20 protein-coding genes are annotated in these 21,656 nt (G+C 62.8%); 14 read left to right on the plus strand and 6 right to left on the minus strand.

Annotated features, from left to right (window positions below):
- Positions 1-69 precede the first annotated feature (69 nt).
- On the minus strand, positions 70-1,533 hold the full coding sequence (locus RE4_RS11440) for a condensation domain-containing protein (RefSeq protein WP_060938607.1): 1,464 nt from the start codon (positions 1,531-1,533) through the stop codon (positions 70-72).
- A complete protein-coding gene (locus RE4_RS11445) occupies positions 1,533-3,026 on the minus strand; it encodes a condensation domain-containing protein (RefSeq protein WP_020907077.1) in 1,494 nt (497 codons plus the stop codon). The genes RE4_RS11440 and RE4_RS11445 overlap by 1 nt, the downstream gene beginning before the upstream one ends.
- A 150-nt stretch (positions 3,027-3,176) precedes the next feature.
- Between RE4_RS11445 and RE4_RS11450 the strand changes: the two genes are divergently transcribed.
- Together RE4_RS11450 and RE4_RS11455 are read left to right on the plus strand one after the other, a co-directional pair.
- Positions 3,177-4,874: an MFS transporter gene (locus tag RE4_RS11450; RefSeq protein WP_046378326.1), complete on the plus strand. Its 1,698-nt coding sequence runs from the start codon at positions 3,177-3,179 to the stop codon at positions 4,872-4,874.
- 63 nt (positions 4,875-4,937) lie between these two features.
- Complete coding sequence (locus RE4_RS11455; RefSeq protein ID WP_060938608.1) at positions 4,938-6,248, plus strand: HNH endonuclease signature motif containing protein; 1,311 nt, start codon at positions 4,938-4,940, stop codon at positions 6,246-6,248.
- Positions 6,249-6,402: 154 nt separating this feature from the next.
- Here the strand turns inward: RE4_RS11455 and RE4_RS11460 are convergent, their stop codons facing one another.
- From RE4_RS11460 to RE4_RS11470, 3 genes are read right to left on the minus strand one after another with little or no spacing between them, the layout of a single operon-like run.
- Positions 6,403-7,044, minus strand: coding sequence for a Maf family protein (locus RE4_RS11460; RefSeq protein WP_007731146.1), 642 nt, complete (start codon positions 7,042-7,044; stop codon positions 6,403-6,405).
- 15 nt (positions 7,045-7,059) lie between these two features.
- A complete protein-coding gene (locus tag RE4_RS11465; protein WP_019747751.1) occupies positions 7,060-7,401 on the minus strand; it encodes an acyl-CoA carboxylase subunit epsilon in 342 nt (113 codons plus the stop codon).
- Positions 7,398-9,038, minus strand: coding sequence for an acyl-CoA carboxylase subunit beta (locus RE4_RS11470; protein WP_060938609.1), 1,641 nt, complete (start codon positions 9,036-9,038; stop codon positions 7,398-7,400). Before RE4_RS11470 ends, RE4_RS11465 begins: the two co-directional genes overlap by 4 nt.
- 115 nt (positions 9,039-9,153) lie before the next feature.
- On the opposite strand from RE4_RS11470, the gene RE4_RS11475 reads away from it, so the two are divergent.
- From RE4_RS11475 to RE4_RS11495, 5 genes are all read left to right on the plus strand, one after another.
- Positions 9,154-10,008, plus strand: coding sequence for a biotin--[acetyl-CoA-carboxylase] ligase (locus tag RE4_RS11475; protein ID WP_019747752.1), 855 nt, complete (start codon positions 9,154-9,156; stop codon positions 10,006-10,008).
- A gap of 118 nt (positions 10,009-10,126) precedes the next feature.
- Complete coding sequence (locus RE4_RS11480) at positions 10,127-10,702, plus strand: HdeD family acid-resistance protein (protein ID WP_046378328.1); 576 nt, start codon at positions 10,127-10,129, stop codon at positions 10,700-10,702.
- Between the two features lie 74 nt (positions 10,703-10,776).
- A complete protein-coding gene (locus tag RE4_RS11485; protein WP_021343702.1) occupies positions 10,777-11,343 on the plus strand; it encodes a PH domain-containing protein in 567 nt (188 codons plus the stop codon).
- A gap of 37 nt (positions 11,344-11,380) precedes the next feature.
- Complete coding sequence (locus tag RE4_RS11490) at positions 11,381-12,061, plus strand: response regulator transcription factor (protein ID WP_003940916.1); 681 nt, start codon at positions 11,381-11,383, stop codon at positions 12,059-12,061.
- A gap of 26 nt (positions 12,062-12,087) precedes the next feature.
- Positions 12,088-13,410: a sensor histidine kinase gene (locus tag RE4_RS11495; protein WP_021343703.1), complete on the plus strand. Its 1,323-nt coding sequence runs from the start codon at positions 12,088-12,090 to the stop codon at positions 13,408-13,410.
- Between the two features lie 26 nt (positions 13,411-13,436).
- On the opposite strand, the gene RE4_RS11500 is transcribed toward RE4_RS11495, so the two are convergent.
- The gene (locus tag RE4_RS11500) at positions 13,437-14,054 is read right to left on the minus strand and encodes a GtrA family protein (protein ID WP_021332550.1); all 618 of its coding nucleotides are present in this window, start codon (positions 14,052-14,054) and stop codon (positions 13,437-13,439) included.
- A gap of 191 nt (positions 14,055-14,245) precedes the next feature.
- On the opposite strand from RE4_RS11500, the gene RE4_RS11505 reads away from it, so the two are divergent.
- From RE4_RS11505 to RE4_RS11535, 7 genes are all read left to right on the plus strand, one after another.
- Positions 14,246-15,445 carry a 5-(carboxyamino)imidazole ribonucleotide synthase gene (locus RE4_RS11505; RefSeq protein ID WP_020907084.1) on the plus strand — a complete coding sequence of 400 codons (1,200 nt, stop codon included), beginning with the start codon at positions 14,246-14,248 and terminating at the stop codon, positions 15,443-15,445.
- Complete coding sequence (purE, locus tag RE4_RS11510; RefSeq protein WP_019747756.1) at positions 15,429-15,941, plus strand: 5-(carboxyamino)imidazole ribonucleotide mutase; 513 nt, start codon at positions 15,429-15,431, stop codon at positions 15,939-15,941. Before RE4_RS11505 ends, purE begins: the two co-directional genes overlap by 17 nt.
- A gap of 7 nt (positions 15,942-15,948) precedes the next feature.
- On the plus strand, positions 15,949-16,326 hold the full coding sequence (locus RE4_RS11515; RefSeq protein WP_020907086.1) for a hypothetical protein: 378 nt from the start codon (positions 15,949-15,951) through the stop codon (positions 16,324-16,326).
- A 35-nt stretch (positions 16,327-16,361) separates the two neighbouring features.
- Positions 16,362-17,549, plus strand: coding sequence for a sensor histidine kinase (locus tag RE4_RS11520; RefSeq protein WP_019747758.1), 1,188 nt, complete (start codon positions 16,362-16,364; stop codon positions 17,547-17,549).
- A gap of 35 nt (positions 17,550-17,584) precedes the next feature.
- The gene (locus RE4_RS11525; RefSeq protein ID WP_019747759.1) at positions 17,585-18,277 is read left to right on the plus strand and encodes a response regulator; all 693 of its coding nucleotides are present in this window, start codon (positions 17,585-17,587) and stop codon (positions 18,275-18,277) included.
- 134 nt (positions 18,278-18,411) lie between these two features.
- The gene (locus RE4_RS11530) at positions 18,412-19,209 is read left to right on the plus strand and encodes an ABC transporter ATP-binding protein (RefSeq protein WP_019747760.1); all 798 of its coding nucleotides are present in this window, start codon (positions 18,412-18,414) and stop codon (positions 19,207-19,209) included.
- Complete coding sequence (locus RE4_RS11535) at positions 19,206-21,656, plus strand: ABC transporter permease (protein WP_020907089.1); 2,451 nt, start codon at positions 19,206-19,208, stop codon at positions 21,654-21,656. Before RE4_RS11530 ends, RE4_RS11535 begins: the two co-directional genes overlap by 4 nt.

Raw genomic sequence — 21,656 nt, forward strand, 5'->3', positions numbered from 1 at the left:
ATTCTATGCGCTGCGCGCAAGGGGAGACGCCCGGAAGCAGGTTCTGCCTGCTCGTACCCGTTGTCGACACTAAATCCTCGGTGTTCCTGCCCCGACGCTCGAATCTCTCAATTGTTCGGTGACACTTCCGATCGGCGTCACGCCCCGGGCGCAGACTTCCCTCAGAATCCGGTCGAGATCGGTGAGGAAATTCACCATGGTTTCGTTTGCCGTGTCGGTGTCCGGGAAGCGCGAACGCAGCGAGAGACCACGGTTCGTTCGCGAAATCCAGAACTGGGCATCGTCGGCGACAGTCACATTGCTGATGTGATGAGCGTTGAGGAGATCATGATCGTCGGTGCCGGGTAGTTTGCGGTAATCGATGTACGACACCATGAAGACGTCAGTGCGCGTGCGTCGAATCTTGTCGCCCAAAGCATCTCGAACCTGGGCCATGGTGACGCCCTCGAGCGTCAACGCAACTCGGAACGACGCGTGCGTATGTGCAAGGGATGCACCGAAATCCGCATCGGGAGTGATCTGGACCGTGATCGGCGCGCTCGTGGTGAGCCAGCCGATGGCGTCGGCCCAGCGTGGATCTTTGCGGATGTGCAGCGGGAATTGCAGTGGAAGCGTCGCCTGTCCGGTGAACGAGTGGACGGAAAGTCCCATCGCAGTGAGGATTCCGGTGAACACGCTGCCGCCGGCGGATAGGCAGATCTCGTCGAACGTCGCGGTCAGTTCCTCGTCGAGCAGCACGCGCACATCGGCGCCCTGAGGCGCGGGCTTTCCTGCCTCGACGCCGAGATCCAAGGGGAAACTCGGCGATGTGCCACCACAAATCTCGTAGAACCTTGCCCACTCTCGGATTCGAGGGTCGTTGTCGACGGGAAGCAGAGCGTCGGCCTCCAGTTCGCAGTACCGCACGAAACTTCCCGGGTCACCCAGTCGGCTCATCACTGCGTCGACGGCCTCGTGGTCGGTCAGTTCGGGTATTGCGATCAGTCCCTCGTAGATCTGTCGCAGTTCCCCGAGAGCGATGACCAACGAGTAGCCGTCGACGAGGGTGTGATCGAAGGCGCTCAGGACCGTGTAGTGCTCTTCGCGTTCGACCGTGGCAAACGTGTAGGCGGGGAAGGTCAGTGGATCGCATACCGTCGTGAATCGCTTCTTGAGGTGCGCTCGGAGGACTTCGGTCGAATCGAACTTCACAGGTTCCGAAGTCTCGATGTGTGTGCCGTCGGGATCGAGTCCCATTCGGGTGGTGGTGAACTCGCCCACCTCGAATCCTGTGTGCAGAGTGTCATGGCGACTGATGAACAGGCGCAGCGCGAGATCGAGTGCGGGCCGATTCAGTTCTCCGGGAAGGTCGAATGCGGCTGCCATCCACACACTCCGGCCCATGCCGTGTGTTCGCGCAGTCTCGAGATGGAAATGTTGGTTGTACGACGGTGGTACTTCCGACTCGGTGACGGCGCCGTCCGCGGGCTGGAGCGACCATTCGGTGACGATTCCGGGCTCGAGTCCGTATCGATCGATCGAGGTGACATGCATCAGGACGCTCCCTCTGGTGCCGAGAACGAGTAGTCGCCCTGAGCTGCAACAGTTTTGATGATCTTGGAGACGTGCTCGGCGAAGCGGGTGGCCGATTCGTGGGCAATAGGGGTGTCAGGGTGGGACACGGCGATCCAGGTGCCGGTGTGCATCCGGTTGATCCACATCGACGCGATCTGCGTCTCTTTGCCGCCGACGATTCCCGTTGCCTTCGTCTCGGCGTAACTGTATGGATCCGGCATGCGGCGGCCGTCGATGTACGAGACGATCGGCGGTGGGGTGAGCGTCTTCGACAATCCGCCGGGTGCGGAATCCGACTCGGCCAAGCTCGACAGAACCAGATCGATGACTTGCTGCACAGAGACATCGAGGAGTGCCTTGCCGTCGTGGTACCCCTGCTGCCCGAGCTTTGCCAACTCGGTGAAGCGTCGCTTGTCGTCGACGTCGATGCCGACCGGGATCAGGTTGATGTACCAGCCCTGTGCAAACGAGTCGGCCTCGGTTCGTGTGCTGACCGGCGAGAGGGCGATGTACTTGTCGCGTCCGGCCAGTTCGAATTCCGCAATCGCGAGGGCGGTGAATATTCCACCGATGAAGTTGGCGCCGTTGGCTTTACAGACCGCACCGAACCTTTCGCACTCATTGTCGTCGGCCAGGTCGAAGCGTGAACCGATAGCCGGTTTGGGCGCGTCTTCCGCCCCGAGCGGGAGCGGAAATCCGGGGAACGAGCCGCCGCTGCGCATGAGGTAACCGAGCCACTGGTGCACTTCGGGGGACTGCATAGTCAGTTCGGTTGTTCGCTCGCGTTCGACGCGACCGAACTGTGCGTAACTTCCCGCGGGGCCCAGTTCGGGATGTGACCCGGTCGTTTCCGCGGCGTAGAGCTGACGCAATTCCGCGTACATCAGCACCATCGAGTTCATGTCCGAATGGGCGTGGTCGACTGCATGGAACAGGGTGAAGCTCGGATCGGCTTCGAGGTCGGCATGGTGGTGCTCGACGGCGCCGAACACGAAGGCCGGCCACTGAAGGGCACTGGTTTCCGTTGCGAACTTGGTTGCGACGAGTGCGCGGATCGCCTCGGATTCGGAGACGTCGTCGCCGACGCGGTACTCGAGTTCGATGCTCTCGACCGGCACCACGTGTCGACGGACCTCGAACGCGGTGTCCGCAGCGTCGGTGGTTGCTTCGTCGAAGGAGAACCAGCTGTGCAGCGTGTCGTGGCGACGGACGTAGCGCTGCAGGGCTCGCGTCATGGCGTCGCGGTCGAGTGTTCCTGCGAAATCGAAGGCGATACCGATCCACGGAGACTGCGGATCGCCCTTCTCTGCGGTGACGCGGGCGCGTCGCAGGTGGCGATCCTGCATCGTGGTCGGGGGTAGTTCTCGGTCGATCTCGGCTTCGGCGGCTCGTTGAGCGGAAGCATGCGTGACGCCCCATTCGATTACCCGTCCAGGAAGCGGGTGCCAATGGGTGATCAAGTTCAGATCCATCGAGTAGAACTCCTGCGTGTGTCGTCGAGAAGCCTGCTCTGAAAATGGGCAGACGACGAACTATCCCATCTGGGGGACTGAATTGTCCGAAATACTACAATCTAAACAAGAACAGGTTCTAGAAGCGTCCTGTTCGATTAGGATCATTCGGTGCTTCCGGACCCTTTAGGTGACGCTGTCGGCGCCGACCACAAGGGCGGACGACGAGCTGGTTCTCTGACGCCCTGGCTCGGGTTGGCGACGAGTCTGGCGGCGGCGTTCATGCAGTTGCTCGACGCGACGATCGTCAACGTCGCGCTTCCGAGTATCGCCGTCGATCTTCAAGCAGGCGTATCGGCGCAGTTGCTCATGGTCAGCGTGTACATCCTGGCTTTTGCGTGTTCGTTGATCACCGCGGCCAGGTTGGGGGACCTGTTCGGTCGTAGGGTTGTTTTTCTGACCGCCCTGTCCGTATTCGTCGCGGCCTCGTTGCTGTGCGGGCTCGCTCAGAGCGCGACGATGTTGATCGTCTTCCGGGGTTTGCAAGGGTTGGCGGCCGGTTCGATGTCCGCTCAGACGTTTGCCATCATCTCGGGTCTGTTTCCGAAGGCCAGGCATCCGCGAGTGTTCGGGATCTACGGTGCGACCATCGGGCTCGCAACGGTCAGTGGGCCTCTGATCGGCGGGCTGCTGATCGAGTGGAATCTCTTCGACTGGGGCTGGCGCCTGATCTTCTTCGTCAACATTCCGATCGGCATCGCCGCCTTGATTCTCGGGTATTTCCATCTCGTCGATGCTCGCGCTGAGCATGTGCGCTCACTGGACCTCATCGGCGCCGCACTGTCATCGCTGGCGCTGTTCCTGCTGATCCTTCCCCTGGCCGAGGGAAGGGCGCGTGGATGGCCCACAGGTCTTGTTGTCATGCTCGCGATGTCGGTGCCGGTGGCATTGGCGTTTGTGCTCTACGAATCGCGTCTGGCGAAACGAGGCGGCGATCCGGTCCTTCGTCTGGAGCTTTTCCGCGACCGAGCCTTCGCGATCGGCGCGGTTCTTGCGTTCGTATTCTTCGGAACCCTGACTTCGTTGATCTTCACCATCAGTCTCACGCTTCAGTTCGGGTTCGGGTTCTCCGCATTGCGAGCGGGCGTGATGACGCTCCCGTGGGCCGTCGGCATGGGCGTGGCTGCGGTTCTCTCATCCGCGGTGTACCGGATGCTTGGAAACCGCGTCCTGATCTTGGGGATGGTCGTCTTTGCCGGCTCGCTGATCGCGTTGTCGGTCATCCTCGAGCACGAAGGAACTGATCCACGCTGGCTCGCGCTCGCCGGTCCTCTCCTCCTCGGGGGCGCAGGGCTCGGACTGTTCGTGGCGCCACTGCAAACCGCGATCCTCGCGACGGTCGAACCCGCGCACGCGGGTTCGGTGTCGGGACTGCTACCGACCGTTCAGCAGGTTGGCAGCTCGATCGGACTGGCCCTGATCGGAGTGGTGTTCTTCTCGCTCGTTGCGGGGCAAGCTCCGCAAGCAGTGCAGGGGGAGCGGCCCGAGTACGTTGCGAATCTTGAAGCTGCCGGCGTGAATCCCGGCCTGGTCGACATCGCCGAAAAGGCATTTGTCGATTGCGCGACAAGTCAATTGGCATCCGGAACACCGATGGAGGTGGCGCCGGAATGTCGCCGCGAAGGAACTGCCGGCGCCGGGGGCCAAGCCGTTCAAGTGGCAGTTGATGCCGCGTACGCATCTACTCGCGCGGCGGCCGGCGAAGCGTTTCTCGAAGCCCAACGCCGCGTGCTCGCGATCATCGCAGCAATTGCGCTCGGCATCGGATTGGCCTCGACCGCCCTGCCGCGGGTCAATTCCCCAGTCTGAAAAAAATACCCTTGACTCGAACGGGTGTTCGAGTAGCCTGTGTTCAGGGGATCGGGGGATTCAATGAGTGTCTTGTTGTCGGATGTGGTGTCTGGTTCTGCGGTGGGGTTGCGCGGACGTCTGTGGCGGTTGTCTGCTTCTGAGTTGTGTGCAGCTGCGGTGTCGGCGAGTGCGGAGATTCTGCGTCTCGAGGCTGTTCGGGTGGCGGTGGTGGACGAGTTGTCGTTGCGGCCGGATGATCAGGTGATCGCGAGCCGCGGGGTGGGGTGCTGGTTGGCGGCGAACACGATGCTGCAGGTTCGGGACGGGAAGAAGATCGCCGCCCTCGGTGCAGCGCTGCGCCCGTTTCCGGCGGTGGCAGCTCGGTTCGATGTCGGGGACTGCTCGTTCGATCATGCCGTGTTGATCGTGGCGTTCTGCGAATCCCCGCCGAAGGGCATGCCGGACGAAGCGCTCCCTCGCTGTATCGACTTGTTGTTGGCTGCCGCTTCCGGAGTGGAGGCCACGACCACGAAGGTACGGAACGTGATCGCGACCTTGGAGCGAGTGTTCGAATCCGATGAGATTCCGCCCGCCGAAGATATCGACCGCAACGAGCTCCGGATCGCGTCGACGTTGAACGGTCGGGTGGTGGTGCGCGGGGATTTCGATGCTCTCACCGGTGAAATGTTGTTGTCGGCGTTGTCGAATCTGACGATGCCGACCCCGGCACCGGATGGAACCCCGGATTCTCGGTCGGCGGCGAAACGCACGGCGGACGGGTTCACCGAACTGATCCGCCGGTATTTGGACTGCGCCAAGACCGGTACGGATGGTGGTCAGCGGCCGCATGTGAACGTGCACATCAATGCTCGTGATTTGGCTGAGCATCGGGGTTGTGCCGCACAGTCTTCGGATTCGGGTGATGACGGCTCACTGGAGCCGGCCGATCTTGATGTCGGGCACATGTCCTGGCTCGGACCACTGTCCGTGTCGCAGACCAGACTCCTCGGGTGTGACTGTTTCCTGTCGACTGTTCTGCTCGACGACCACGGCGCGCCGTTGGATGCGAAACCCGGGAAACGGTTGGTGTCCGCCGAACAGCGAGTGGCGTTGATCGCCCGCGACAAAGGCTGCGCGTTCCCCGGCTGCACGTGTGTACCGGCCTGGACGGATGCGCACCATATTCGGCACTGGGCCAACGGCGGGCCGACGGTGATGAGCAACCTTGTCCTGCTGTGCCGTTCGCATCACCGGCTGATGCACCGCAAATCCAGGTTCGTCGGGAAATGGGAAATCCGAATCGGGGTCGACAACAAACCGTGGTTCATCCCGCCGCCCTCGATCGACCCGCGGCAGCACCCGCGGCCCGCGAACACCACATTCAAAACCTGAGGGGTCAAGCCTCTTCGGCGACAACAAAAACGACCAGCTTCGCATCGGCATGAACCCGATGCGAGGCTGGTCAGTGGTGCTTGGAGAAAACGTGCGTGGAGAAAACGTGCGTGGAGAAAACGTGCTTGGAGAAAACGTGCTTGGAGAAATCGTGTCAGAAGATGCTCTGCGTGCGCCAGAGATCCGAGACGGAAACCCCGACACGCTCGAGCAGTGTTCGTACCAAAGGTAATCCGATACCGATGACACTCGAGGGATCACCCTCGATCCTCTCCACGAACCAGCCGCCGAGACTGTCGAGCGTGAATGCTCCGGCGACTTGGAGCGGTTCGCCCGTTGCCAGGTATGCCTCGAGATCTTCGGTGGACGGTTGCGCGAAATGAACCACTGTTGCGCTGTGATCCGAGGCCATGCGAACGATGCGGCCGTCGGCGACGCGCAGGACACAGTGCCCGGTCAAGAGAGTGGCGCTGCGTCCGGCCATTGCGGCCCATCGCTTTCGGGCGATGTCTACGCTGCCCGGCTTGCCTTGAAGTTGCCCGTCGATCAGGAGCATCGAATCGCACCCGACAACGACTACGTCGGTGAGATTGTCGGCGGCGAGGCCGGGAACGATCTCGGCGGCCTTGGCTTCCGCCAGCACCGTCACGACTTTTTCGGGAGCGGCGTCGGGGCCGAGGTTGTCGGCAATCTTGTCCTCGTCGACGCCGGAGACACGCACAAGCGGCGAAACCCCGGCCGCCCGCAGAACTGCGAGGCGAGCCGGGGACGCTGAAGCTAGAACCAGTTGAGTCACGTCAGCAAGTGATCGTCAGCTGCGACGGATCGCGGGGTTCAGGTACGCGTACGGCGAGAACGGCGCACGCGTGCGGTGGAACTGAGTCGGATCGCCCCAGGTCTCCGCGGGAACATTCGACTCGGGAGCCTGACCGCTGCCGGCAGCCGCGGCAAGCACGCTTACCAGTGCCGCGATCTCGACGTCGGTGGGCGAACCCTTGACGATCTTGATGACCGACGCGTCGGAGGTCGACGTCTCGGTCAGCTCCGTGAGCGAAGCGTCCGTCGCGCTTCCCTCGACGACCGCACCGTTGGTCGGTGCAGTCTCCGCCAGTGCGACATCTTCGCTGAGAATGTCCTCGGTGGTTGCGGTCATAGGGGAATGTTCCCATGCTTCTTGGGCGGAAGGGAAACGGCCTTGCGCTCGAGCAGTCGCAATGCGGAAACGATTTGTCCGCGGGTGTGCGACGGAGGAATGACAGCGTCGACGTATCCGCGCTCAGCGGCGACGTACGGGTTGACGAGGGTGTCCTCGTACTCGTTCTGCAGCTTGAGGCGCAGTGCATCGACGTCTTCGCCGTTCTTCGCGGCTTCGAGAAGCTGCTTGCGGTAGACGAATCCGACAGCTCCGGATGCACCCATGACGGCGATCTGAGCGGTCGGCCATGCCAGGTTCACGTCGGCGCCCATGTGCTTGGAGCCCATGACGTCGTACGCTCCGCCGTAAGCCTTGCGGGTGATGACCGTGATCTTGCCGACCGTTGCTTCGCCGTACGCGTAGAGGAGCTTCGCGCCGCGACGGATGATGCCGTTGTATTCCTGCTCGGTTCCGGGGAGGAAACCGGGAACGTCGACGAGGGTGATGATCGGGACGTTGAACGCGTCGCAGGTACGCACGAAGCGAGCGGCCTTCTCCGAGGCGTCGATGTCGAGGCAGCCCGCGAACTGGGTGGGCTGGTTGGCGACGATGCCGACCGAGCGGCCGTCGACGCGACCGAAACCGACGATGATGTTCATCGCGCGCTCGGCCTGGACCTCGAGGAACTCGTCGTCGTCGAGGATGCGACGGATGACCTCGTGCATGTCGTACGGCTGGTTGGCCGAATCCGGGATGAGGGTGTCGAGTTCGATGTCCTCAGCGGTCAGGCTGTCTTCGATCGAACCGACGATCGGGTCGGTGATCTCGCCGCGGGGAGCTGCTGCCTGGTTGTTGGACGGCAGGTAGCTGAGCAGGTCCTTGACGTAGTCGAGGGCATCCTGCTCGCCGGAAGCGACGTAGTGGGCGACTCCGGACTTGACCATGTGGGTGCGAGCACCACCGAGGTCTTCCATCGTGACGTCTTCGCCGGTGACTGTCTTGATGACGTCGGGGCCGGTGACGAACATCTGGGAAGTCTCGTCGACCATCACGACGAAGTCGGTCAGTGCGGGGGAGTAGACGTGGCCGCCGGCGGCGGGTCCCATGATCAGTGAGATCTGGGGGATGACACCCGATGCCTGGACGTTGCGGTGGAAGATCTCGCCGTAGAGGCCGAGCGAGACGACGCCTTCCTGAATGCGCGCGCCTGCACCTTCGTTGATGCCGACGAGGGGGCGACCGGTGCGGATCGCGAGGTCCATGACCTTGACGATCTTCTCACCGTAGATTTCGCCGAGCGATCCGCCGAAAACGGTGGCGTCCTGTGAGAAGACACAGACGTCGCGGCCGTCGATGGTGCCGTAACCGGTGACGACGCCGTCGCCGACCGGGCGGTTGTCAGCGAGACCGAAGTTCACACTTCGGTGCCGTGCCAGTTCGTCGAGTTCGACGAAGGAGCCCTCGTCGAGGAGGGCGGTGATGCGCTCGCGGGCGGTCAGCTTGCCTTTGGCGTGCACCTTGTCGATGGCGGCTTCGCCGCTCGGTGCCTGCGCCTGGGCTTGGCGATTCCGCAGGTCCGCGAGCTTTCCCGCGGTCGTGTGGATATCGGGTGCGGCCGCCGCCTCCGGCGCGTTCGGCTCTTGGACAGTGGTCATGGACGTGAGCTTAACGAGAGTGCGTGGGGGGCTTCGAAGGCAGGTCCGATTGTCGCTGTCTTGCAGGCTCAAGCTACTGACCAGTACATTCTCGCTGTCGTCATAGGCTGGGGCTATGTGGACCGACTTGAACCGACCGCCCCTCGACGGCAATGCCCTACGACGCGCACTCGTGCGCAGTGACAACGACGACGCGCGCGTTTTCTGGAACCGCCTCGACGTTGTCGAGGAGACCGGTTCGACGAACGCGGATCTCCTTGCGCGAGCGGCAGATCCGGATGCCGACCGTCATGTTCTGATCGCCGAGTATCAGGCGAGTGCCCGTGGCCGTCATTCGCGCACTTGGGTGAGTCCGCCGCAAGCGCAGATCTCGATGTCGGTTCTGCTGTCGATGCCCGGAATGAATCTCACGGACATGGGTTGGCTCCCGCTACTGTCGGGAATCGCGGTCGTCGACGCGCTGCGGAACGTGGCCGAAGTGCCCGCAGAACTCAAGTGGCCGAACGACGTTCTCATCGGTGACAAGAAGGTCGCCGGAATTCTGGCCGAGGTGGCAAGGACAGCGCCCGATCCCGCGGTGGTGGTGGGCATCGGGTTGAACGTGAGCCTGGGTGTCGAGGAGTTGCCCGTCCCGACCGCTACATCACTCCTCATCGAAGAAGCATCGACTGTCGACCGCGACACCCTCGTTCGAGCAATCGCCCGTGAGTTGGCGACGCAATTCCGTGCTTGGGAATCATCGAAATGGGATACATCTGTGTTGGCTGCCGAATACCGGCAGCGTTGCGGGACGCTGGGCAAACGAGTCCGCGCGGTCTTGCCGGGCGACAAGGAGGTGTTCGGTATCGCGACCGACGTCGACACTTCCGGCCGCGTCGTCATCGAAATCGAGGGAACAGATGGGGAGACCTTTGCGGTCGCTGCGGGTGATATCACGCACCTTCGGGCCGCCCCGGTAGCCGAATCGTGAGCCTTGCCGGATTTTCTGGCACCAAAGTGCTAATTTTTGGCCCTGGCCGGTTTTCGAACCAACCGTCCGTCCTTCATTTCATTTAACTGCGGGATTTACTGAGCTGCCTAGGGGCGTCATGACCACACCGATCGTTGTTCCGACCGAAGCCGAGACGGCCGAGAGCGCTCGCCGCGTACTCACCGGTGTGACGGTGCTGCTCGGTGTCCTCACATTGGGCCTGGGTATCGCCGTACTCGCATGGCCGGATGCCACCCTTTTCGTGGTCGCGGTTGTCATTGCGATTCAGTTGTTCGGATTCGGAATCGTCCAGATCATCCGTTCGTTCGCGGACGTGGCGGCTTCGGGTGGAACTCGGACGCTTGTCGCGATCTCCGGCGCGTTGGCAGTGCTCCTCGGATTCCTGGTTCTCCGTAGCCCTTTGCAGACGGTGGTTCTGATCGCATTGGTGATCGGTGCCTGGTGGGTATTCCGTGGCGTTCTCGATCTGGTCGACGCGGCGTCCGGGCACACCGTCGATCGCGGTCTGTCGATCGTGCTCGGAGTCATAAGCATCGTCGCGGGTGCAATCGTCCTTCTGCAGCCCGAACTCTCGCTCGACGTCTTCCGCATCGTGGTCGGCGTGTGGATGGTGCTGTACGGCATCATCATCGTCGTGACCCCGTTGGTGCTGCGAAAGATCGCGCAGCCCTGAGCGTTGCCCTGAACGTGGGTGTGCCTGAAAGTCGGTGTGCCTGAAAGTCGGTGCGGGATGGCAGACTTCCCGTCATGGGATATCCCGAAGACGCCCTCGCTCAGGACGAGGAACTGATACTGCATCGCCATCCTCATTGGAAGATGTTGGTGCTTCCGGCGCTGACGTTCGTGCTTGCGACGGCCGTCGCCGGGTTCTTGTTGGGCCTCGCACAGACGAGATTGGACGGCACGGCTCGCACCGTGTCGTCCATCGCCATCGGAATCATCTGGCTCGGTGTCGTGGCCTGGCGATCGGTTGCGCCGTTCACGGTCTGGAAGTTCACGCATTTCATCGTCACCGATCGGCGAGTGCTCATCCGCCACGGAGTGCTCACGCATACCGGTATCGACATCCCCATGGGGCGGATCAGCAATGTTCAGTTCCGCCACGGCTTGATCGATCGAATGCTCAAGACCGGAACTCTGGTCATCGCCTCTGCCAGTGACGATCCGCTCGAGTTCGACGACATTCCTGACGTCGAGCACGTTCACGCCCTGCTGTATCACCAGGTTTTCGATTCCATGCAGCAGCCACCATCGCAGCCACCGCAGCGGCCGGCGGGTGAAAACGACGACCCGAACGATCGAAATGGCTGGTAATCAACGTGCAAAGGCGTGTTGTCCGTAGTCTGTTCGTGTGACTGCCGTATTGCTAGCCGAAGACGACGAGGCCATTGCCGCACCCCTCTCCCGCGCACTGGGGCGTGAAGGGTATTCGGTGACGGTCGAACCGACCGGACCCGCTGCGTTGCAGCAGGCGCTCGAAGGTGATTTCGATCTGTTGATTCTCGATCTCGGCCTTCCGGGCATGGACGGCCTCGAGGTCTGTCGACAGATTCGTGCGCATCGCACCTCGCTCGCCGTGCTGATGTTGACCGCCAGGACCGACGAAGTCGACTTCGTGGTCGGGTTGGACGCCGGCGCCGACGACTACGTCAGCAAGCCGTTTCGTCTCGCCGAGTTGATGGCACGTGTGCGAGCACTCCTGCGTCGCCACGGTGGCCGCGAGGACACGATCGTCGAGGTCGGTGGCATCAGGCTCGAGCCCGCGGCACGACGCGTACTCGTCAACGGCTCCGAAATCGCCTTGGCCAACAAGGAATACGAACTTCTGCGGGTCCTCCTCGAGCATGCCGGGGAAGTAGTATCGCGCGATACGATCCTTCGTGAGGTGTGGGGCGACGTCGAGCTTCGTGGATCGAAGACGCTCGACATGCACATGTCGTGGCTGCGCCGCAAGATCGGTGACGAGGGCCCTGCCGTGGAACGCAGAATTGCCACCGTCCGCGGTGTCGGTTTCCGAATCAACACCGACTAACTTCTCGAGAATCAGGAACTGCCGGCATGCGGCGTCGCATATTGCAGTCGATTCTCGCTGTCGTGATCATGACGGCGTTGCTGCTGGGGGTTCCGCTGATCTACACGGCGTGGCTCTGGGTGGAGGACGTGACGCGAAGTGATCTCCGGGTGCGCCTCGACCGGATGGCCGCTGAGGTCATCGCGCAAGAGGGGACGAACGGGCTCGTCGAAGGTGCGTTGAACACCGATTCGCTCAAGGTTCTCACCCCGAACGACGGGCGCCTCGTCGTCGTGTATCCGACCGTCGTCGACGGCGCTGCACGCGTCGACGTCGGTGAGGCGACGGTCAAGAACGCACTCGTCGAATCGCTCGCGATGGGAACGTCCGGCTCGTTGCGCCTCGAGGTGCCGTCGGAGAACTTGCGCACCCAGCAGAAGCAAGCGGTGATGGCCGTCGGTGTGCTCGTGCTTCTGTCCATCACGGCAGGCACCGTGGTAGCTGTGGTCACTGCACGTCGGCTTGCCGATCCGCTGCAGGATGTGGCCGACCGGGCGGCGCGCCTCGCCGAAGGTGACTTCCGGCCGGATCCTCGTCGGCACGACATCCCCGAACTCGACCGCGTGTCCGACGTCCTCGATGCGGCAACTGTGGAGATTTCGGTGCGGCTGCAACGAGAGCGCGCGCTGGTTGCGGACGTCTCGCATCAACTGCGCAGTCGACTGACTGCAGTGCGGCTGCGCCTGGACGAGTTGTCCGTTCACGAAGATCCTGACGTCGTGAACGAGGCCGAGGAAGCCATGGCGCAAGTGGACAGGCTCACCGACGGAATCGACGACCTGATTCGCTCGTCGCGCACCAGTGGGTCATCGGCGAGTCTGGTGTCGGTAGTCGGCGAGCTGGAACAGGTGACCCGCGACTGGCAGGCTCAGTTCGACGGAGAGGGACGCAGGCTCCGCCTACGCGGCGATCGCGCGGTGATGGCCGCGACCACAGGTTCGCGTCTGCGTGAAGCTGTTTCCGTTCTGGTCGACAATTCGTTCGAACACGGTGAAGGCACGTGCACGGTGTCTGTCCGATTGATCGACGGTACCGGGCGCAGTTCGTCTCGTCGTGACTCGATGGTGTGCGTCGAGGTCACCGACGAAGGCTCCGGCGTGGAGAACGATCTTGCACCGCACATCTTCGACAGAGGATTTTCGGGGGCCGGGTCCACCGGCGTCGGGTTGGCGCTCGCACGTGCACTGATCGAGGCCGACGGGGGCCGACTGGAACTGCAGAGGCGTAAGCCTGCCTTGTTCGCCGTCTTCCTGCCGGTGGCCAACACTGCGCCGACCGCGGACGTCGTTTCGCACCGCGAACCGCGCTGACCGAAAGGCTCGCGCAGACGGAAAACTCAGGAGTGCCCGAGCTCCTCTTCGGCATCAGGAATGACCGGGTCAGGCGCCGTGGTTTCGGATAACGCCGTGGTTTCGGATAACGCTGTGGTTTCGGACAATCCTGTGGTGTCGGACAGTTCGAGCGGTTCCGGATTCTCGTCGGGAAACACGAACTTGCGGAAGGCCCAGAATCGGAACGCCATCTGCAGCAGGTTGCCGATGACGTACGCACTGATGAAGTCGGCGATGTTCTCCGTCGCCAAGCTGACTTCGGGTACGCGCAGGTTGAAGACGTAACTGGAGATGTAGAGCGGTATGAAGCTGATGACGACGCCGATGGCGCTGATGATGAAGAACAGCGCAGCTTCGTGCGCTGGCTCACGGCCACCACGGTTCTTGAACGACCACTCGCGGTTGAGAATGTACGACGCGATCACCGCGACGACGCCGGCGATGATCTTGGCCGTGATCGGCTTGGATTCGAGGATCGACAGCTTGAGTGTGTAGAAGATGCCCGAGTCGATCAGGAAGGTCGTTCCGCCGACGATCGCGAATTTGATCAGCTCGCTGTGACGCAGAGCGATGTCACGAAACGGTTGGGGTATGCGGGCAATGACCCCGTCGACAAATGGCACAACAGATGAGTTTACGAAACGAAACCGCGTTACCACCAATTTGCCGCGGATTCATCAGCAGAATCACAGATTGGGAACGCTGAATGAACGGGCGAACGCGGCACATGACAACATAGAGAGCCGTGACCGGCAACAACGATCCCGCGCAGATCCCCGCCCGCCCGACCACCCCTCGACCGGCAAAAGCATCCATGCCCGTCGTCACCATGATCGGTGGCGGACAGTTGGCCAGGATGACTCACCAGGCGGCGGTGGCCCTGGGCCAGACGCTCCGAGTGCTCTCCGGGACTGCGGACGAGCCGGCAGCTCAGGTCAGCCCCGATGTCGTGCTCGGTAGCCACACCGACCTCGACGCTCTTCGCCGCGCAGCGGTCGGTTCCAACGCGTTGACGTTCGACCACGAGCACGTGCCGACCGAACATCTCGAGGTTCTTGTTGCCGAAGGCGTGAACGTTCAGCCTCCGCCGCAGGCTCTGATCTTCGCTCAGGACAAACTGCTGATGCGTCGCAAACTTGCCGAACTGGGCGCACCTGTACCCGCGTACGCCGAAGTGACGTGGGCGGAAGACGTCGTGCGTTTCGGTGCCGAACACGGTTGGCCGCTTGTCATCAAGGCAACCCGCGGAGGCTACGACGGCCGGGGTGTATGGATCACCGATGATCAGGACGAAGCAGAAGCCATTGTCACCGAGCAGTTGGACAAGGGTGTTCCGCTGATCGTCGAGGAAATGGTCTCGATGCGTCGGGAACTGTCTGCCATGGTTGCGCGGTCGCCGTTCGGACAGGGCGCTACGTGGCCGGTCGTAGAGACCGTTCAGCGCAACGGCCAGTGCGCCGTCGTGATCGCACCTGCCCCCGCCCTTTCGAGTGCCGTTGCCGAGGAAGCCGAACAATTGGCGCTACGCATCGCTTCCGAGTTGGGTGTCGTCGGTTCGATGGCCGTCGAACTCTTCGAGACGACTGACGGCACTCTCGTGGTCAACGAGCTGGCAATGCGCCCGCACAACTCCGGTCACTGGACGATGGACGGCGCACGCACCTCTCAGTTCGAACAGCATCTGCGTGCCGTTCTCGACTACCCGCTCGGCGACACCTCGCCGATCGCGCCGGTCACGGTGATGGCAAACGTTCTGGGTGCGCCGGAAGCGCCCGAGATGACGATGGACGAGCGTGTCCATCACCTCTTCGCGCGGATGCCCGATGCGAAGATCCACCTGTACGGCAAGGGTGAGCGCAAGGATCGCAAGATCGGCCACGTCAACATCGTCGGCGGCGCCGGATCCATCGACGATCCGAATTACGTTGCCGCAGTTCGGGAACGCGCCGAGCGCGCAGCACATTGGCTTTCGTATGCAGTTTGGACCGACGGATGGGATGTACACGGTGAGTGAGAGCGCGCAGGTCGGCCTGATCATGGGCAGCGATTCGGATTGGCCGACCATGGAAGCTGCAGCCGAAGCTCTGGCCGAGTTCGGTATCCGGTTCGAGGTCGGTGTCGTCTCGGCGCATCGCACGCCTCAGCGGATGCTCGACTACGCCAAGGAAGCCGCGGGCCGCGGAATCAAGGTCATCATCGCCGGTGCCGGTGGCGCCGCGCATCTTCCGGGCATGGTTGCCTCGGCTACACCGTTGCCGGTCATCGGTGTTCCGGTGCCGCTCAAGTACCTCGACGGTATGGATTCACTCCTCTCGATCGTGCAGATGCCGGCCGGCGTCCCGGTGGCGACGGTCTCGATCGGCGGCGCTCGCAACGCCGGTCTGTTGGCTGCTCGGATCCTCGGCGCTTCGGATCCCGCACTGCAGCAGCGGATGGTGGCTTTCCAGGAGAGCCTCGAGGCGATGGTGCTCGACAAGGACAAGGCGCTCCGCGAGAAACTGCTGGGCTGATCTTCTCGTGTGTGCACGGCGCGGACTGCCGCTGATCCGAGCGAGTCGGGGCAGCGCGCAGTCCGCATTCGTCACTCGCGTCGCGCTGTTCTACGCCGGGATTCTCGGCGCGGACATCCGCTTCGACGACGAGTCCGGGATCTTTGTCGCTTCCGGGCTGCGCGGCGGGTTCGCCAGAGGCGGAACAACTCTCGGTGGTGTGTACCTCACCCGGCGAAACACGACTCGATCCGTCCTTCGCCACGAGGCAGTTCACGCGGACCAATGGGCCAGGTACGGAATCGTATTCGGGCTGCTGTACCTGCGTGAGGAGTTGCGTCATCGCGGTCCGCGGAACCGGTTCGAAATCGAGGCCGGTCTCGAAGACGGCGGTTACCGCACCTGAGTGAAAGCTCGTGAGTAAAAGCTACTCTTGGCGGCATGGCTCGTTTTCCGACTAGTGAACGCTTCGTCCGCTGGAGCGCGGAACATGCTCGCGGTGTGGACATCTGCATTGCGACGGTTGCCGCACTGTTCAGCGTTGTCGTTGCGGTCGAGGCGAGTCCGCTGGCGGTGTTCGTCTCGCTGGGTATGACCGTTCCGTTGGCATGGCGACGCTCGCGCCCCGAACTCTCCGGCATGGTGATCGCAGGGTTCGCAGTTCTACACGTGATCTTCATCGGCAACACACTGCTCGCATCGGCCGTTGTCGTGCCCATCTCCCTGTACGCGCTGGCCGCCTATGGCGCTCGGTGGAGTTCGCTCACCGGCCTGGTGCTCGCGTTGCTCGGCTCGATTGCCGGAACTGTTCGATACTTCGGCTACGACGGAATCCCGGTGTCTTCGCAGGTCATGCAGTCCGTGGCCGTCATGATCTTCATGCTCGCGGTCTGGGCGTTCGGTGATTTGCGTCGAGTTCGCACCAAACAATTGGAAGGTCTGACCGAGCGCGCACGGTTGCTCGAACTCGAGCGTGCGCAGGAAGCGGAAATCGCGACGATCAGCGAACGCTCGAGGATTGCGCGCGAGATGCACGACATCGTCGCGCATTCGTTGACCGTTGTCATCGCTCAGGCCGACGGCGGACGCTACAGCGCGGCCAAGGATCCTCAGGCTGCAATCCAGGCGCTCGAAACCATTGCCTCCACCGGTCGCCAAGCGTTGACCGACATGCGATCGCTTCTGTCCGTCCTGCGTGAGGACACGCCCCGGGATTTCTCGGTGATCCCGGGCGCCGGTGATATCGACAGTCTCTTCCACGAGTTACGCAGCAGCGGACTCGACATCGCCGTCAGTGTGACCGGTGAACCACGCGAACTCTCTGCGGGTGCGGGGTTGACGGCGTATCGCATCGTCCAGGAATCGCTGACGAACGTTCTCAAACATGCGGGGCCAGGAGCACAGGCGAGCGTCGAGATGACGTGGGCTGAAACCGAACTCGTTCTCGGCATCACCGACGACGGACGAGGCGGCAGCGCCGCGCTGGTCGAATCGTCACCAGGCGGGCAGGGCCTGATCGGAATGGCCGAGCGAGCCAAGCTGCACGGAGGCAAAGTAACCGCCGGGCCGAAATCAGGCGGCGGATACAGTGTCCGGGCCGTCCTGCCGTATGAACGAACGTCTGGGTAGGTCTTGAAACGTCTGAAGGTCTTAAGGTGAGTGGCATGGACGAACACGTGGCTCCGATCGCAGTGGCACTGATCGACGATCAGCAGCTGGTCCGCGCAGGTTTTCGAATGGTCATCGACTCGCAGCCGGATTTGTCCGTGGTGGTCGAGGCTTCGGACGGTCAGCAGGCATTGACCGAGTTGGCGGCCCGACATGTCGACGTCGTCCTGATGGATGTCCAGATGCCGAAGATGGACGGCATCGAGGCGACCCGTCGGCTCCTGGCCGACCCCGATGCGCCGAAGGTCGTGGTGCTCACCACCTTCGACAACGACGAGTACGTGATGTCGGCAATCAGGGCGGGCGCCAGCGGCTTCCTGCTCAAGGACGTGCCACCGGAACAGTTGCTCGACGCCATCCGCACCGTGCATCGCGGGGACGCGGTGATCGAAGCTCGGGCCACTCGGCGACTGCTTCAGCACGTCGGACCTCTCCTGGAAGGTTCGGCGCCCGAATCGCAGTTGCCCGAAGAGCTGACACCGCGCGAGGTCGAGGTGCTCGAGGCCATGGCGTACGGGCTGTCGAATTCGGAGATCGCCGCAAAATTCCACGTCTCCGAAACGACAGTGAAAACCCATGTCGGACGGGTTCTTTCGAAGACTCATTCACGTGATCGTGTGCAGGCCGTCGTCTTTGCCTTCCAGATAGGACTTGTCCGGCGCGCAGATCTCCTCGGCACCGAGGGCTGACGCGCAGCCCTGTTCAGTCCTACCCCGGGATGACACCGGGCTCTCCAAGATCGCCCCGCGCTCCGACGCGGAGACCACTTGCGCTGCAATAACGTCGATTCCGTCATAGCGAGAAGCTTTACGGAGGGCAAAAAATGCATGCGCACACCACGACGGAACCAGCCGCAGTGCCGGCGATCACTGCCCGCGGTGTCACCAAGGTGTACGGCACCGGTGAGACCACGGTTCACGCGCTCGGCGGGGTCGACGTGGACTTCGGTCGTGAGCGGTTCACCGCGATCATGGGCCCGTCCGGCTCCGGAAAGTCGACGCTCATGCACTGTCTGGCCGGGCTCGACACGGTTTCGGGCGGACAGGTTTTCCTGGGCGACACCGAAGTCACGAAACTCGGTGACACGGAACTCACCGAACTTCGACGCGAGCGAATCGGATTCGTCTTCCAAGCGTTCAACCTGCTGCCGGTGCTCACTGCTCGGGAGAACATGCTGCTGCCGATGAAGCTGGCGGGTAGTGAACCCTCGCCCGAGTGGATGGACGAGGTGATCGGGAAACTGGGCCTGTCGAAGCGCCTCGACCACCTGCCGCACGAGTTGTCCGGTGGTCAGCAGCAGCGTGTAGCTGTCGCCCGCGCACTCCTGCCGCAGCCCGACGTGATCTTTGCCGACGAACCCACCGGAAACCTGGATTCCCGTTCCGGGACAGAGGTTCTGGGACTCTTGCGCACCAGCGTCCGGGAGACCGGTCAGACGGTCGTCATGGTGACACACGATCCGGTGGCGGCCTCGTATGCGGACCGAGTCGTGTTGATCGCGGACGGGCGCATCGCCGGAGAGATCGACCATCCCACCGTCGACTCGGTGATCGGTGCCATGCGAGCACTCGGTGCCGACGACCTGGCTGATGTTCCTGCAGTTTCGGGTGCACTGCGATGAGGGGTCTGGCTTTTGCCCAGGCGCGGGCACATGCCGGGCGCTATGTGGCTTCGATACTCGCCGTGGTGATCGCAGTCGGATACATCGTCGCGACTTTGACATTGAGCTCGACGGTCGATGCGAGTGTGAGTAAATCACTTGCGACGCAATACGAAACCACGGATGTCGTCGCCTCCGGTCCAGGCGTGACGGAAGAACTGCTGAGTGCGGTGCCGGGCGTCTCGGCAGTCGCCGACGACGTGTCGACGTATGTTCGTGTCGACTCCGAGGCAAAGGGCGCGTCCTACGGGGATGCTCTCTCGATCGCCGACAATCCCGAATTGCGTTGGGAGAACTTGTCGGAGGGTTCGCTTCCGGCCGGTCTGGGGCAGGTGTTGGTGAGCGCGGACTCCGGGATACCGACGGGTGCCCGAATCACTGTCACGGCAAGGGATTCGACGGTCGGTGCCGCTGCGCCCACCGCGCAGGTGGTCGGACTGGTCGATCTCTCCGGTTCGGCGCAACGACTGGGCGGGATCAAGATATTCACCACCGCCGAGCAGGTGAGCGCCTGGGCCGGGGACAGCGCCAAACGTGAGTTCCGTGTCGCCGGTGACGGTTCGCGCTCTCAGCAACAACTCGTGGATTCGATCGCGAGCGCGTTGCCCGCGGACTCCACCGTGTTGACAGGAGAAGAAGCCACCGACAACGCGGCAGCTGAATACATGGGCGGCACCAAGATCCTCAGCACGGTGTTGCTCGCCTTCGGTGCCATCGCCGTTGTTGTTGCCGCGCTGGTGATCGCCAATACGTTTGCCGTTCTGCTCGCCGCGCGCACTCAGGAACTCGCGTTGCTGCGATGCGTCGGCGCCACAGCCAAACAGGTTCGCCGGAGCATTCGCAGCGAAGCCGCTGCGGTCGGCGTGATCGCCTCGATGATCGGCGTCGGACTCGGTGTCGGACTTGCCTGGGCGATCGGTCGCGTAGCAACGGCCGCAGATGTGCCGGTTCCTCTTTCGTCACTGAGCGTCACCCCGGTGACCGTGCTGGTCGGTCTTGCCGTCGGCATCGTGATGACGATGCTCGCTGCATCTGCGCCCGGGCGGGCGGCAACGAGGCTCTCCCCGCTCGCGGCACTGCAGCCGATGGAGTCCAAGCCCGAGAGCGTTCAGGTATCGGTCGTGCGCCGGGTTCTGGGCGTCGTGATACTGCTCGCGGGCATCGCGATGACCGTCCTGGGAGTGACGAATCAGCAGGTGCCGGCGGCGACTGCCGGTGGACTCTTTTCGTTCCTGGGGATCGCAGCACTGTCCGGGCGAATCGTGCCCGCGCTGATCAATGCCGCCGGCGGAGTGCTGGCGAGACTGATCGGTCCGGTGGGAAGCCTGGCAGCAGGCAACGCCGGTCGGAACCCACGCCGGACCTCGGCGACAGCCACGGCCCTGTTGATCGGGGTGGCCTTGACGAGCACGCTCGTCGTGGGAATCGCGACGGTCAAGGAAGCCGCACCCGCGGCGATGGACAGTCAATTCCCCGTCGACGTCATGGTGAGCAGTTCCGGTTCGGCACCGCTTCCCGCAGGGTTGGGCACAGACATCGCCGCGGTCAACGGCGTCGGCGCGGTGAGCGGTCTGGACAAGGCCGAACTGACGATCGACGGGCGCGGTTCGTTGACCGGGTTCGGTGTCGACGCTGCTCGGTTGAAAGATGTTCTGCGTACCGAGATCTCGGTACCCGCGGCCGGTCAGTTGGTGCTCTCGCCCGCTGACCTGACCGAATACAAACTCTCGGCGGGTGAGACGGCGACGGTGCGCGGAGATCGTGGAGCAGTCAACGTCAGCGTGATCGAAGGTGTGAAAGGTCAACCAGCGCTGTTGGATCGAGGCGATCTGGGTGCAGCGGCCACCACGCCGACCACCGATTCCTACTGGGTCAGGTTGGGGACGGACACCGACGAAGAGGCGCTCGCTGCCACCGACCGCATCACCGAACTGGCACGCCAGGAAGCTCCGGGCAGCGATGTTCAAGGAATGACCGAAATGCGCTCGGCTCTCGATTCGATCCTCGACACCATGCTCATGGTGGTTGCCGGGTTGCTGTCGGTAGCGGTGTTGATCGCTCTGATCGGGGTGGGAAACACCATGGCACTGTCGGTTCTCGAACGGCGCCGCGAATCCGGACTGCTTCGCGCACTCGGACTGACCAAGAAGGGAATTCGAGCCATGTTGATCTGGGAAGCACTGCTGGTGGCAGGAGTCGCATCGGTGATCGGAGTGCTGTTCGGGATGGTGTTCGGTGTAGCCGGTACCGCATCAGTGTTCGGGATCGAGGACGTCGCCCTCAGCGCAGTGCCGTGGGCGCAATTGGTAGCCATCGTGTTGATCGGCGGAATCTGCGGTGTGATCGCGTCACTGCTCCCCGCTAGGCGGGCGGGGCTGGTGTCACCGGTGACAGCTCTCGCGAGCTAG

Source organism: Rhodococcus erythropolis NBRC 15567, from assembly GCF_001552595.1.
Lineage (GTDB): Bacteria > Actinomycetota > Actinomycetes > Mycobacteriales > Mycobacteriaceae > Rhodococcus_F > Rhodococcus_F erythropolis.

Bases quoted from the DNA above. Each gene is read 5' to 3' on its own strand.
- RE4_RS11440 (WP_060938607.1), bottom strand. From the start codon at position 1,533: ATGCATGTCACCTCGATCGATCGATACGGACTCGAGCCCGGAATCGTC.
- RE4_RS11445 (WP_020907077.1), bottom strand. From the start codon at position 3,026: ATGGATCTGAACTTGATCACCCATTGGCACCCGCTTCCTGGACGGGTA.
- RE4_RS11455 (WP_060938608.1), top strand. From the start codon at position 4,938: ATGAGTGTCTTGTTGTCGGATGTGGTGTCTGGTTCTGCGGTGGGGTTG.
- RE4_RS11465 (WP_019747751.1), bottom strand. From the start codon at position 7,401: ATGACCGCAACCACCGAGGACATTCTCAGCGAAGATGTCGCACTGGCG.
- RE4_RS11470 (WP_060938609.1), bottom strand. From the start codon at position 9,038: ATGACCACTGTCCAAGAGCCGAACGCGCCGGAGGCGGCGGCCGCACCC.
- RE4_RS11475 (WP_019747752.1), top strand. From the start codon at position 9,154: ATGTGGACCGACTTGAACCGACCGCCCCTCGACGGCAATGCCCTACGA.
- RE4_RS11480 (WP_046378328.1), top strand. From the start codon at position 10,127: ATGACCACACCGATCGTTGTTCCGACCGAAGCCGAGACGGCCGAGAGC.
- RE4_RS11485 (WP_021343702.1), top strand. From the start codon at position 10,777: ATGGGATATCCCGAAGACGCCCTCGCTCAGGACGAGGAACTGATACTG.
- RE4_RS11495 (WP_021343703.1), top strand. From the start codon at position 12,088: ATGCGGCGTCGCATATTGCAGTCGATTCTCGCTGTCGTGATCATGACG.
- RE4_RS11505 (WP_020907084.1), top strand. From the start codon at position 14,246: ATGCCCGTCGTCACCATGATCGGTGGCGGACAGTTGGCCAGGATGACT.
- purE (WP_019747756.1), top strand. From the start codon at position 15,429: ATGTACACGGTGAGTGAGAGCGCGCAGGTCGGCCTGATCATGGGCAGC.
- RE4_RS11520 (WP_019747758.1), top strand. From the start codon at position 16,362: ATGGCTCGTTTTCCGACTAGTGAACGCTTCGTCCGCTGGAGCGCGGAA.
- RE4_RS11525 (WP_019747759.1), top strand. From the start codon at position 17,585: ATGGACGAACACGTGGCTCCGATCGCAGTGGCACTGATCGACGATCAG.
- RE4_RS11530 (WP_019747760.1), top strand. From the start codon at position 18,412: ATGCATGCGCACACCACGACGGAACCAGCCGCAGTGCCGGCGATCACT.
- RE4_RS11535 (WP_020907089.1), top strand. From the start codon at position 19,206: ATGAGGGGTCTGGCTTTTGCCCAGGCGCGGGCACATGCCGGGCGCTAT.